The sequence below is a fragment of the Cytobacillus firmus genome (genome assembly GCF_023715565.1).
GTDB lineage: Bacteria > Bacillota > Bacilli > Bacillales > Cytobacillaceae > Cytobacillus > Cytobacillus firmus_C.
The window spans coordinates 40,641-53,154 of sequence record NZ_JAMBOJ010000013.1 but is presented as its reverse complement, the minus strand read 5'-3'; the positions used below and the strand labels follow the sequence as shown (position 1 = coordinate 53,154).

The 12,514-nt window shown below is 41.8% G+C and carries 14 protein-coding genes and 1 riboswitch; of the genes, 9 read left to right on the top strand and 5 right to left on the bottom strand.

From position 1 onward, the window contains the following. The first annotated feature begins 84 nt into the window (after positions 1-84). Entirely contained in the window at positions 85-831 is a 747-nt protein-coding gene (gene yunB, locus M3205_RS07230; RefSeq protein ID WP_251169293.1) for a sporulation protein YunB, read from the top strand. A 65-nt stretch (positions 832-896) separates the two neighbouring features. Continuing rightward, positions 897-1,103: riboswitch (Lysine riboswitch) on the top strand. A 157-nt stretch (positions 1,104-1,260) separates the two neighbouring features. Further along, on the top strand, positions 1,261-2,838 hold the full coding sequence (locus M3205_RS07225) for a Na+/H+ antiporter NhaC family protein (protein ID WP_251169292.1): 1,578 nt from the start codon (positions 1,261-1,263) through the stop codon (positions 2,836-2,838). Between the two features lie 93 nt (positions 2,839-2,931). Here M3205_RS07225 and M3205_RS07220 read toward each other — a convergent pair whose 3' ends face one another. Further along, positions 2,932-3,798 (bottom strand): YsnF/AvaK domain-containing protein, encoded by an 867-nt coding sequence (locus M3205_RS07220; RefSeq protein ID WP_251169291.1) that lies wholly within the window; start codon positions 3,796-3,798, stop codon positions 2,932-2,934. Between the two features lie 468 nt (positions 3,799-4,266). Between M3205_RS07220 and M3205_RS07215 the strand changes: the two genes are divergently transcribed. Continuing rightward, complete coding sequence (locus tag M3205_RS07215; protein WP_251169290.1) at positions 4,267-5,784, top strand: sodium-dependent transporter; 1,518 nt, start codon at positions 4,267-4,269, stop codon at positions 5,782-5,784. After that, entirely contained in the window at positions 5,784-5,891 is a 108-nt protein-coding gene (locus M3205_RS07210; RefSeq protein WP_251169289.1) for a methionine/alanine import family NSS transporter small subunit, read from the top strand. The genes M3205_RS07215 and M3205_RS07210 overlap by 1 nt, the downstream gene beginning before the upstream one ends. Before the next feature lie 40 nt (positions 5,892-5,931). Here the strand turns inward: M3205_RS07210 and M3205_RS07205 are convergent, their stop codons facing one another. Next, the gene (locus tag M3205_RS07205; RefSeq protein ID WP_396105315.1) at positions 5,932-6,924 is read right to left on the bottom strand and encodes a M23 family metallopeptidase; all 993 of its coding nucleotides are present in this window, start codon (positions 6,922-6,924) and stop codon (positions 5,932-5,934) included. A 317-nt stretch (positions 6,925-7,241) separates the two neighbouring features. On the opposite strand from M3205_RS07205, the gene lipA reads away from it, so the two are divergent. Beyond that, positions 7,242-8,159 (top strand): lipoyl synthase, encoded by a 918-nt coding sequence (lipA, locus tag M3205_RS07200; RefSeq protein ID WP_251169288.1) that lies wholly within the window; start codon positions 7,242-7,244, stop codon positions 8,157-8,159. Between the two features lie 60 nt (positions 8,160-8,219). On the opposite strand, the gene M3205_RS07195 is transcribed toward lipA, so the two are convergent. After that, positions 8,220-8,903 (bottom strand): YhcN/YlaJ family sporulation lipoprotein, encoded by a 684-nt coding sequence (locus M3205_RS07195; protein ID WP_251169287.1) that lies wholly within the window; start codon positions 8,901-8,903, stop codon positions 8,220-8,222. A gap of 167 nt (positions 8,904-9,070) precedes the next feature. Between M3205_RS07195 and M3205_RS07190 the strand changes: the two genes are divergently transcribed. Continuing rightward, the gene (locus tag M3205_RS07190) at positions 9,071-9,346 is read left to right on the top strand and encodes a YutD family protein (RefSeq protein ID WP_048011987.1); all 276 of its coding nucleotides are present in this window, start codon (positions 9,071-9,073) and stop codon (positions 9,344-9,346) included. Positions 9,347-9,389: 43 nt separating this feature from the next. Here M3205_RS07190 and M3205_RS07185 read toward each other — a convergent pair whose 3' ends face one another. Both M3205_RS07185 and M3205_RS07180 read right to left on the bottom strand, forming a co-directional pair. Beyond that, positions 9,390-9,677: a hypothetical protein gene (locus M3205_RS07185; RefSeq protein ID WP_035331961.1), complete on the bottom strand. Its 288-nt coding sequence runs from the start codon at positions 9,675-9,677 to the stop codon at positions 9,390-9,392. Positions 9,678-9,779: 102 nt separating this feature from the next. Further along, positions 9,780-10,046 carry a DUF3055 domain-containing protein gene (locus M3205_RS07180; RefSeq protein WP_251169286.1) on the bottom strand — a complete coding sequence of 89 codons (267 nt, stop codon included), beginning with the start codon at positions 10,044-10,046 and terminating at the stop codon, positions 9,780-9,782. 381 nt (positions 10,047-10,427) lie between these two features. On the opposite strand from M3205_RS07180, the gene M3205_RS07175 reads away from it, so the two are divergent. The 3 genes from M3205_RS07175 (at position 10,428) to M3205_RS07165 (ending at position 12,502) form a co-directional block, all read left to right on the top strand. Then, the gene (locus M3205_RS07175; protein WP_251169285.1) at positions 10,428-10,868 is read left to right on the top strand and encodes a DUF86 domain-containing protein; all 441 of its coding nucleotides are present in this window, start codon (positions 10,428-10,430) and stop codon (positions 10,866-10,868) included. Between the two features lie 42 nt (positions 10,869-10,910). Beyond that, complete coding sequence (locus tag M3205_RS07170) at positions 10,911-11,564, top strand: helix-turn-helix transcriptional regulator (RefSeq protein ID WP_251169284.1); 654 nt, start codon at positions 10,911-10,913, stop codon at positions 11,562-11,564. Positions 11,565-11,734: 170 nt separating this feature from the next. Next, positions 11,735-12,502 (top strand): TIGR01457 family HAD-type hydrolase, encoded by a 768-nt coding sequence (locus tag M3205_RS07165; protein WP_251169283.1) that lies wholly within the window; start codon positions 11,735-11,737, stop codon positions 12,500-12,502. The last annotated feature ends 12 nt before the right edge of the window (positions 12,503-12,514 follow it).

Genomic DNA, 12,514 nt, shown 5'->3' with positions numbered 1-12,514 from the left:
TAGACTGTCCTAAACTATTTTGGATTTTTGAGCCTAGTTCCCTCCTTTACAGCATACATATAGCTTGTAAAGGGGGGATTTGTTTTGGCAAAATTTCGCGGCCGCCTGCCCCGGAAAGGCCCACTTCCATTTCGCTATGTATTTCTTTTGACCTTTATATTCTTCGTAATCTCAACAGCTGCCGGCCTCTGGATTATCAATGAAGGGCTTAAGCCAACACTCATGAGCTATGCCGATTCACAGACAAGGAAAATTGCATCATTGGTGATAAACAATGCGATTAATAAAAAAATTACTAATGTAATGGATTTGGAAGATATGTTTGAAGCAAGCGAGAGCGGCGTTGTCAGCATAAACGTGGAAAAGCTGAATAGAGTTAAAGCAGAAGTAACAGAACTGGTTCAAGATAATATTAAGAAAGCGGAAAAGGGCGATTTGGATGCTTTGGAGTCCTTTACAGACGTGGAAATCAATACGGAGGAAATGCGGCACTCAAACGGAATTGTGTATTACGTTCCGCTTGGCCAGGCAACCAATAATGCACTCCTTGGTAACCTGGGTCCCCGGATACCGATAAAATTCAATGCAGTCGGTTCTGTTACCTCCAATTTTATAACTGAAACAAAGGATCACGGCATAAATAATGTAGAAGTGAAGGTACTGGTCCGCCTGGATGTGCAGGTTCAAATTATCATTCCTTTTGCCACCAAAATTATTACAGTACAGGAGGATGTGCTGGCTGCTTATGGCATTTACCCAGGAAAGGTTCCGCAATTTTACAATGGCGGAAGGGGCACCTCGCCATCAATAGAAATACCAGCCGGTCAATAACGCTTGCAAATAGATTAGTATTTTGATAAAATTCTACTATAATTTCATAAAAACCTTATCATATCCGATGGGGTAGAGGTGCAGGATTCATAAGTACGCTGTGTGAGGATGACAACGACGATCGCAGCCGAAAGGGAATGTTGCCGAAGCATGAGTAGTGAGTCAGAACTATTTTTGCTGGGGTTACTTCGAATAGGAGTAACACTGTCATTATGTGGGGAAAGTATGAATATACTTTTTGAAAGCCTTCATAATGGGGAGCTACAGATCGTGATGGAGAAACTAATTACTTCAAAAGAGTAATGATAGATTCTTCTCTATCGTTACTCTTTTTTTATTTTGGTTTTTGTCATCATCCTTGTTGTTCCCCTGATTGCAAAACGGACATGCCGCATTGCGGTTGTCCAAAAAACAAGAGGAGGACAAAAAATGACTAACACGATTTTCTCCCTGTTGCCGCCTTTGGTAGCAATCGCTATGGTTATCCTGACCAGGCGCGTATTGCTGTCATTGGGAGTGGGGATTGTAACAGCGGCATTATTGCTGGCTGACTTCAGCATCACTGAGACATTCAGTATTATATGGGATGCTGTAAAAGCAATTTTTATTTCAGATGGAGCATTGAACACCTGGAATGTGTATATTATATTTTTCTTGCTTGTATTAGGTGTTATTACTGCATTTATATCTATTTCAGGTGGAAGCCGCGCATTTGGGGAATGGGCAATGAAGCGGGTCAAGACCCGTGCAGGTGCACAGATTGTCGGAGCTGTTTTAGGTATTATTATTTTCATAGATGACTATTTCAATGCTTTGGCAGTCGGTCAGATTTCACGTCCTATTACAGACCGCCAGCGCGTATCACGTGCGAAACTGGCATACCTGATTGACTCCACTTCAGCCCCTGTTTGTGTAATTTCACCAGTATCTAGCTGGGGTGCATACATTATTGCGCTGATTGGGACAATCCTTGCTGCTCATAATGTTACCGAGTATTCCGCTTTCTCAGCGTTTATTCAAATGATTCCTATGAATCTTTATGTTTGGGCTACACTTGCCATTGTATTCATAGTGGCAATAAGAGGCCTGGAAATTGGCCTAATGAGGGTGCATGAAAAGCGTGCGGCTGAGGAGGGGCTTGTAATGGATCCCGAGAAGCCGGCGCCGGGTGAACTAAATGATGATCTCCCAACAAGCTCAAAAGGCTCGGTCGGAGATCTTGTATGGCCGATTATTGCTCTTGTCGCTGGTACAGTTGGTGCAATGCTTTGGACAGGGTCACAGGCTGTAGAAGGAAATGCGACTATTTTACAAATATTTGAGAATACAGATGTCTCAAAATCTCTTATCCTTGGAGGTCTAGTAGGTCTAGTGGTTTCATTGGGGTTATTCTTCCGCCAGGCCTTTATTTTGAAAGGCGTTAATGCCAATGTTTTTGGCAAAGGGGTATGGGAAGGCGTAAAATCAATGCTTCCCGCTGTTTATATCCTACTGTTTGCCTGGGCGATTGTTGACTTAATCGGCCGTCTGGAGACCGGAAAATATCTGGCAGGTATTGTGGAAAGCTCTAATATGAGCACTTCATGGCTTCCGTTCTTACTATTTGTCATTGCTGGAATCATGGCATTCAGTACCGGGACTTCATGGGGATCATTCGGCATCCTGCTTCCGATTGCAGGAGACGTTGCTGCTGCAACAGATATTACTCTCCTGTTGCCGGCTATGTCAGCTGTCCTTGCGGGTGCGGTATTCGGGGACCATTGTTCACCGATTTCCGACACAACGATTCTTTCCTCGACCGGGGCAGGGTGTAACCATATTGATCATGTTATGACCCAGCTTCCATATGCATTGATATCAGCAGGAATCGCTGCTGTTGGATATCTGGTCATCGGATTTACCGGCAGCACTGTTATCGCATTACTTTCAGTGGCTGTTCTTGTAGCTGCATTTGCTTTCCTTGCCCGCGGCAAAAAAGAAACCTGGCAGGAAAACAGGGCAAGTTAAAGCCCCTATAGAATAGGCCTTCTCTTTGAGAGAAGGCCTATTTAGATGCTGTCCAACATAAATGAAGAGGTTCCCTCGAAGGGCCCTTCTATATTATAGGTTATTGCTTTTTCTATTTAAGTCTTCATCTTCTGTAATGTGTTCACGGCTGCCCTCAAAATGTACTTCTTCTTTCTTAAGATGTTCCTTGACCTGCTGTGTTTCCTTAACTTCCCGTTTGCCTACGACAATTTCTTCGGTGACAACGGGCTTTTTGGAGACTTCCACACGCTCTTCTGTAATAGGAATCCTGATTGTTTCATTGTCAGAGATTGGTGAGACGCCTGCGCCATCCGGATTATCCACTTTTCTTCTTTCTACATATACTTCTTCATGCTCGACAGGTACATTTATTGTTTTTTGTTCTTCTACAACGTCCTTTTGGACTTCAACTTCTCCGGCTTGTACACGTTCCTTCGACACATCAAGCTGTTCTTCCCGCAGTTTTAATGATTGTTCATCATCTGCAGCTGAATTTCTTAGCTCATCATATCCGCCTGTGTACGTGCTGTGCGCTTTGGCTTCAGCAGTTCCAGCATTGGTAAAGCTGGTTGAAGTATCTTTTCTATCACTGTATAAAATGATTTTACCCTCGTTCACATACGTTTCATACTTGCGGGCCTCATCTTCTGACATCCCCAGTTCTCTGAACTTTTCACCTGCAGAGTTGCTGCTCATGCGGTCATCATCAAACCATGATGCCAGACTATTTAAGAAACCTGCACTTTCACTGCTGTCTCTATTCTTAGTCTCGAAGGTTTCTGTATGAACACCGGTTTTATCTTCTAGAGACGTATCCAGATGTTCTGACTGTGCAATGATCGAAAGTTCCTGAACAGGGTATCCGTCACTTTGCAGTTCTTGAATGGCATTTACCGCTTCTCGTTGTGAATTATAAACTCCGATAATATTGGTATCCATTTGTAAATAACCTCCTCAGTAGTTTCTGTTTATGCTATCTTTGGAAATTTCTAAGCATATTGGCTGTATTCCCGTGGCCACGAAGACCAAACGAGGTTAATTTTGGCATATCGATATTTTTATTTTGAATTATCTGAACAAATAGTGAAAGTTTTTAAGATCCAAGAATAAATTTAACAAAGGGGGTGAGGACAAGAAATTACTAGGTCAGTTTTGGTGAGATAACTCCTGACCGGGTGGAATACAAATGGAAATTAAAATAGGGATATATTAATTTTCGTCGATACTTTACTCTAGTATTGTGTTAAAATCAATTATTTCGAAAAATATTACTATTAGGAAAATAATGTTTTGACAGAATATCAAAAACTAGCTATACTAGGCTTAGTTAGATTTAATTATCTGAAAATATAAAAAGTTCCCATTGTTCATTTTAATTGGGGATATTTACAGGGGGTAGGATTTACTATGGATAATCGTCCGCAGTGGGGGTCCAGAGCTGGGTTTATTATGGCAGCTGTGGGTTCTGCAATTGGTCTAGGAAACATTTGGCGTTTCCCGGCAGTTGCTTATGATAATGGAGGGGGAGCATTCTTTTTTCCATATTTGTTTGCCTTGCTGACAGCAGGTATACCGCTTTTAATTATGGAATTTACAATTGGCCATAAGTATCGCGGATCAGCACCATTATCTTATGCAAGATTAAGTAAAAAATACGAATGGCTGGGCTGGTGGCAGGTCGCCATTTCATTTGTCATTTCAACATATTATGCAGTTATCATCGCGTGGGCAATGTCATACGCAGGCTTCTCGTTTAACCTTAAATGGGGTGACGATCCAAACGGATTCCTCTTTGGAGAATATTTAAAGCTTGCAGAAACACCAGGAGATGTAGGCGGGCTTGTGCCTGGAGTATTCATACCGTTAGTTATTGTCTGGGTTGTGACGCTTGGAATTCTGTTTAAAGGGATCAAAAAAGGTATCGAAATCGCGAACAAAATCTTTATTCCTGTCCTTGTAGTTTTATTCTTAATTATTGTTGTTCGCGCATTGACTCTTGATGGGGCTATTGCTGGGTTGGATGCTTTCTTTAAGCCAAACTGGGAAATGATAGCGGATCCTAAAGTATGGGTAGCGGCCTACGGCCAGATTTTCTTTAGTTTATCAATTGGATTTGCCATCATGGTAACCTATTCAAGCTACCTTCCAAAGAAAACGGATTTGACAAACAGTGCCTTCATTACCGGTTTTGCAAACTCCGGTTTTGAACTTCTTGCGGGTATCGGGGTTTTTGCTGCACTTGGATTTATGGCTGCACAGCAGGGTGTAGGCATTAATGAGGTAGTATCATCAGGTGTAGGATTGGCATTCGTTGTATTCCCGCAGATCATTAACGAATTCCCGGCTTTTAATGGCTTATTCGGTTCTTTCTTCTTTATCTGTTTAACACTTGCCGGTTTAACATCGTTAATCTCGATTGTTGAAACATTTGTTGCTGGTGTTCAGGATAAGTTTAATGTTTCACGTAATAAAGCAGTTCTTGTAGGCGGAGGTTTATCTGCTGTTATCTCCATCCTCTTTGCGACACAGGGCGGTTTATACTTCCTTGATGCAGCAGACTACTTCATCAACCAATTTGGTGTTGCCTTAGCAGGATTAGTACAGGTGGTTATTGTAGGCTGGGTGTTAAAAGAGTTGAAAAATCTTCAGAACCATGCAGATGCTGTTTCTGATATCAAACTTGGTTCGTGGTGGAAGGTTTGCTTGACAGCAATTACGCCAATTGTTCTTGGATATATGATGGTTCAAAACATCATTACGAATATTAAAGATAATTATGAAGGGTACCCTACCAGCTTCCTTCTCTATTCCGGATGGGGAGTAGCAATAGGAGCCATTATCTTAGGATTTGTGTTTATGGCTATTAAAATGAATGATACACAGTCTAAGCTTTTAATACCAGCTGATAAGGAGGAATCTCAATAATGTCTGGAAGTGCAATTACAATGATGGTGGTTGGGATACTCATTATCTGGGGCGGCCTTGCAGTAAGTATACTAAATGCTGTGTCCGAAGCAAGAAAAGCTAAATAACATTGAAGGACTGCCTGGTTAGTGGGCAGTCCTTTATTTTTTACTTTCTTCTGGCTTTGATCCGATCCTGTCTTTCCCATAATCTTAAGTGTGGATAGGGATCGTAGGACCATTCCGTATAGCCGTTGTCTTTGTAGATGCCATAATGAAGATGTGGCGGGAATTTCCCCGATGTGCCTGGAGGCCCATATCCCGAGCTTCCTACTCCGCCTATTATCATGCCGGGTTCGACAATTTGGCCGACTCTAAGCTCTTTGGCAAATCCGCTTAAGTGGGCGAAATAATGGTAATTATTATTAATGTCACGGATGCCGATTCTCCATCCTCCATATTTATTCCAGCCTTTCATCTCTACTATTCCGTAGGAGGTAGCCCGGACAGGTACCCCGTAATCAGCAAAAATATCGGTTCCTTCATGAATCCGTCTTCCGCCCCAGCCTCTGGCGTCCCCCCAGGTATTTCTATAGCTGTAATTGCTCCTCAAGGGAACAGGGAAAGCGTGATCATCGAGGTCAAGACGGCCGAACTGTTTGTATATTTGGGCTTTACCAATGATAATGCCAACAGCTTTATCGCGCTTATAATAATTCCACAATCCAATTTTTAAATTATCATGCTCTGTACCATAAGAGAGAAGGAAATTTGCAAAGGAATGAAGAACATCTTCATCACTTTTCAAGCTGGCTTTACCGTCCCCGTCCCCGTCAAATCCAATACCATTGAAAAATTGAATGGATGTTGGGTTTTCATCAGCGGGATTTGGATTCAAAATTCCCGCCCATTCCTCAGGTTTAAAGTAGATTCCTGTAATTCCTTCAGCCTTCGGAATGTCCCTTCTTGACTGCCGGACATTCCTTTCATACTGATCGATCCCCGCAAGGTAATACCACGGAATGTTCGTTACAGCTTCTACTCTTTTATATAAGGCCATTCTTTGTTTATATATATCAGCTGCATTTTCTTCGGCACTGACTGTACATAAGGAAATCAGAAAAAACGATAAGGCCGCAGCAGCGGTAAATATAATCCGCACGTAAATCCTCCCTTCTGTAATGGTCTGCTTATATAGTTTGTGATGAATGGATAATTTAATAAATATCAATTAATGGTAATACCAGAATCTTCGGCTTGTCCTCTTCAATCCATTATGATAAAGTGGCATCAGGTGAAGCCTAATCAGCTTAGTCGGAATTGTATGACTGGCTTTTTTATTGGGCAGAAAAGTATTAATTCTGAAGTCAGAAAAATGGTCTAGCTCAAGCAGCGAAACCCCCTTGATGTTTCGGGGAGGGGCGGACAAGGGCGCTTGCGCTTTTCTTTACGTCTAGCTTCAGTTTAAGGAGTGGGAAAATGAGCAAGAAAGAAGAGTATTTGCGCAAGCCGGAATGGCTGAAAATAAAGTTGAACACAAATGAAAATTATACTGGCCTAAAAAAAATGATGAGGGAAAAGAACCTGCACACTGTATGTGAAGAAGCTAAATGTCCCAATATTCATGAATGCTGGGCAGTAAGAAGAACGGCTACGTTTATGATTCTTGGCGATGTGTGTACGCGTGCCTGCCGTTTCTGTGCTGTCAAAACCGGGCTGCCGACTGAGTTGGATCTACAGGAGCCGGAACGCGTGGCTGATTCCGTGGCTCTTATGAATCTAAAGCATGCTGTTGTAACAGCTGTAGCAAGAGATGATCTTAAGGACGGAGGTGCAGCTGTTTTCGCGGAAACAGTCCGTGCCATCAGAAGAAAAAGCCCGTTCACTACTATCGAAGTATTACCTTCCGACATGGGCGGTGTTTATGAAAACTTGAAAACTCTTATGGATGCCCGTCCTGATATACTTAATCACAATATCGAAACTGTTGAGCGCCTGACTCCAAGAGTAAGGGCACGTGCAAAATATAAGCGCTCACTTGAATTTTTAAAGCGTGCAAAAGAAATGCAGCCGGATATCCCTACAAAATCCAGCCTGATGATCGGTCTTGGAGAAACGAAGGAGGAAATCATTGCTGTAATGGATGATCTGCGTGCTCATGATGTTGACATTATGACAATAGGGCAGTACCTGCAGCCATCCAAGAAACATATTAAAGTGGTGAAGTATTATTCACCTGAAGAATTCCAGGAACTGAGAGACATTGCAATGAGCAAAGGGTTCAGCCATTGTGAAGCAGGTCCTCTTGTGCGCTCTTCCTATCATGCTGATGAGCAGGTAAATGCGGCAGCTAAACAGAAGCAAATTATGGGAGAAAAGGAAATTCAGCAAGCTTAAAGTAATAAGAGTCCAGCGCCATCGCTGGACTCTCTTTTTGCAAAACAGGAAGAAAAAAGGTTAACTCTTTGCTTTTTTAACGGTTTCTCCAAGGTCATCTTTATCCATATCATCATTTCTTTCACCTTGCATTTCACCGTTTTCATTTTCACTTTCACTCATTTTTTCTCCTTGAGGAGATTTAAGCATTTGTTTTATTAATTGGTTAATGCCATTTTCAGCATTTCGGCCATCGGAATCAACCGTGGCATAGTTTTCAACATTTTTTCTTAAGGATGTATCATCACTGACATAGACATGATACCATCTTGGTACAACAGACATGGCCATCTTTTTAACCTGATCAGCTGTCTGATTGCGATCTTTAGTGTCAGTGTTATATACGATCAGGACTTCTTCATCTGTTACAAGTGTCGAGATATCATCAACATTCGGAATTTCTGTGCAGTATTTGCCGATAATATCTGCAACCTGTTCACGGTCAATGGCAGCATAGTGGTCCGCTGAAACGTTGTCTCCCATAATTGGGCTTTTTTGATGACGCACATATCCAAAATCTTCACCGACATTGTTTCGGCCATTCCGGCCGTTGCCCATATTCCTATTGTATAATTCAGCACGCTGGTCATTTACATTTATGGTATGACCGGTTTCTTCATAAATATCCTCTTTTGCAGCATTATTTTGGCAGGCAGTCAGTGCAGCCATGCTGCTAATGCCGAGAATGATTAGTGATTTTTTCACTTTAAACACCTCCTCATTTATAGAATTGCCACGGTTATATTTTTTTCTCTTAGTAATTGATGGGGAATCAGTTATAATTTAAATAGGACAAGTTATTGATTTGTGTTCATATTATGTTATTTCCCATATACTACTGTTACTTATGCTCTTATAATGAGGTGAAAAAATTGGTTAGCATTAACAATATCAGTTATGAATTGATCCAGGAAGAACGGGATGGTTTCAATGAGGAGGCATTCCGGGCCAGATATAGTGAAATTTTATCCAGATATGACTATATTGTCGGGGACTGGGGATATGGACAGCTTCGTCTCCGCGGTTTTTTCGATGATCAGAGCCAGAAGGCTTCATTTGATACAAAAATCAGCACACTTACCGAATACCTTTACGAATTCTGTAATTTCGGCTGTGCCTATTTTGTTGTGAAAAAAGTTAAAAGCTAAAAAGGGCAGGGGGAAACCCAGCCCTTTTTGTGCATGGCTTTACTTAAGTCTCTGTGTATGGCGGCTCTTCATTTTTATCAGGATCGTCATGTGGAGGGTGCGCACCTGGCATTTGCCGCGGCAAGTTTTGGTGAAGGGACTTGAACTCATAGTTAAAGGCACTGTAGTAGCGCTGGCCCTCCCGCCATGGGGTGCTTTTATTCTCTACTGGTTCATCTGCATTTCTGGGAGCACCATATGCCCCTTCAGGCAAGTCCTCGGGAATCAGGAAATTCCTTTGGGTTTCCACATTTGAGAAGTCGGTGTATGTGCGTCTTTCTTTATCGTCCATGCCTTCACTCCTTAAGAAGTTTTATGAAGCAGGGTCTTTAAAGAAGAAAAAGGAGAACCCATCAAAATAGGTTCCCCTTTAGTATTTGTTTATTATCGTATATTAAACGATTTCCATCAGAAATGATTTAAGGTCTTCAGCATCTTCCTCGGTAAGCTGAAATACATGCTCAAGATAGCCTTCTTCCTTTAAGTCATCTTCTCCTATGATGGCAAAGCGGCTTCCCTGAATATCAAGGACCAATTGTTTGCCGTAATAGCGATCTGAACGAACGATAGCTAAATCGAATCGCTGGTTTTCTCCCATAAAGCTGACAAATCTGGTTTTTGTATCTTCAAGATCATCGTATAAGAAAAAGCGTTCTGCCAAAAATAACACTCCTTAGTCGTTTTATCGCAGTCTAACGGGCAATAAGCCCCCCTTCAAGACTCAGAGGAATCAAAGGAGGATAAGTGGGGGTCAAACTGCCCGTAAAGGCCCGATTGGTTCAACTAACAATCAGTGGGGGATGAGGAAAACCCCCACTGATTGAAGTTTCACTTTATATACCGATTATAGCATGTCCTTTTAAGGTTTATCCCCCCGGAGCTGAAATAACTACAATGTGATCCCCATTGAAGGTATTGAAAACTTTATATACAATATAGAGGTATAGAGAACTTTAGGATTTCGGGTGGCTGTTGATGAAACGGGTGCAGGGCGAATGCTTTAACCAGGAGCCTGAAATCTTCATAGGAGGAACGAAGCGTTATGTATTTCGTAGACAGGGAAAAGATAGAAGACACACTCCGTTATCTGGAACAGCAAATCTCCCTTTTTGAAGAAGTGAAAGAGTGGACATCCCCTATTGAAAAGGCAGGATTGGAACGGATTGCCCAAATTATGATCGAAGCAATTCTTGATACCGGAAATACGATGATTGACGGTTTTATCATGAGGGATCCAGGCAGCTACGATGATATCGTGGATATTCTTGATGATGAAAAAGTAATCAGCAAGGAAATGAGCGAGAGCTTTAAACAATTCATTACATATCGTAAAATGCTCGTCCAAAACTACACAGATGTTAATCATGAGGGGCTAAAAGCAGCGATTAGCAGCCATATCCCCATGATTAAAGAGTTTCCATGCCGGGTCAGAGAATATTTGATCAATGAACTCGGACCGGTTTCTGCATTTAAACCTCAATAAAGGTCGGAGAAATCCGATCTTTTTCTCCAGGGCAGATTAGTCTTGAATAAAGAGAAGGGCGTGAATATCATGCATATCGGAGAAAACTCCACAAGAGATATGATTCTGAGGATAATCAAAACAGCGGGAAAACGATCCATACTGGAAATGGCCCAGGAGCTGGAAATTTCCGAAATGGCTGTCAGAAAGCATGTTCAGTCCCTTGAAAAAGATGGATTTATTACATCTGCAATTCAGAGGCAGACAAAAGGGCGCCCTTCAAAGCTTTATCAGCTAACAGCAAAAGGAGAAGATTTGTTTCCAAAAAAATACAAGCAGCTAAGTGTTGAATTATTAAATGAATTAAAGAGCATGGGGCAGGGCCATTTAATTACTGAGTTGTTTTCCAGGAGAAAAAGCCGTCTCATACAGCAGTATGAGTTTCAGACAGCGGGAAAGTCTTTCTCTGAAAAACTTCATATTCTGGAGGAACACCTTCTGCTTGAAGGCTTTATGCCGGAAGTTCGGATAGAGGAAGGTCAGGTCCATCTCAAAGAATTCAATTGCCCATATATTGAAACAGCGGAAGAATTTAAACAAATCTGCCGATCTGAAAAGGAATTTATTAAGGATTTCCTTTCTGCTGGTAAGGTTGATGTCAAATCCTGTATAGCTGCGGGTGACGGATGCTGTCATTATATAATAAAGCAAGATTAAGCGAGGCTCCTGTTTAGGGAGTTTTTTTTGCGGGAATTACCCCTGCAATCGTGAAAAATTGCACAATTAACCCTGTTCCTTTAAGATATCTTGTATGGCGAAAGCCAAGTCGAAAAGTAATAATTATTGGGATACAAATCAAAGCTCAGATCATTAAGGGAGGAATAATTTTGAAAAAATATCAAGGATATTTAATCGATTTAGATGGGACTATGTATCGCGGGACAGAGCTGATCAGTGAGGCAGCTGACTTTGTCAAAAAGCTTCAGGAACTGGATCTGCCGTATTTATTTGTGACAAATAATTCATCAAGAACACCTGGCCAGGTGACGGATAAGCTTGTGAAGTTTGGCATTCCTGCTGAAGAGAGACAGGTATTTACAACGAGCATGGCCACTGCAAGCTACATATATGAACAGAAAAATGATGCTTCTGTTTATGTGATCGGAGAAGAAGGAATACGTGAAGCGCTTTCTGAAAAAGGACTAAGCTTTGCAGAGGAGTATGCCGACTTCGTTGTGGTGGGAATTGACCGTTCGATTAACTATGAAAAGCTGTCCATCGCCTGTCTGGCTGTCCGGAATGGGGCAACATTCATTTCTACAAATGGGGATATTGCCATTCCGACAGAAAGAGGCCTGCTGCCTGGAAATGGGTCACTAACATCTGTCATCACTGTATCGACACAAACACAGCCTGTATTTATTGGAAAGCCGGAATCAATTATTATGGAGCAGGCTTTGAAGGTGCTGGGAACTGCTAAGGAAGAAACGCTGATGGTTGGAGATAACTATGATACGGATATCTTAGCAGGAATGAATGCCGGTATGGATACCTTGCTTGTCCATACGGGGGTAACGACAAAAGAATTATTGAAGGGCTACGAGAGACAGCCGGACTATGTATTGGAATCACTGGTAGATTGGGACTTCAAATAGAAATAAGGATGG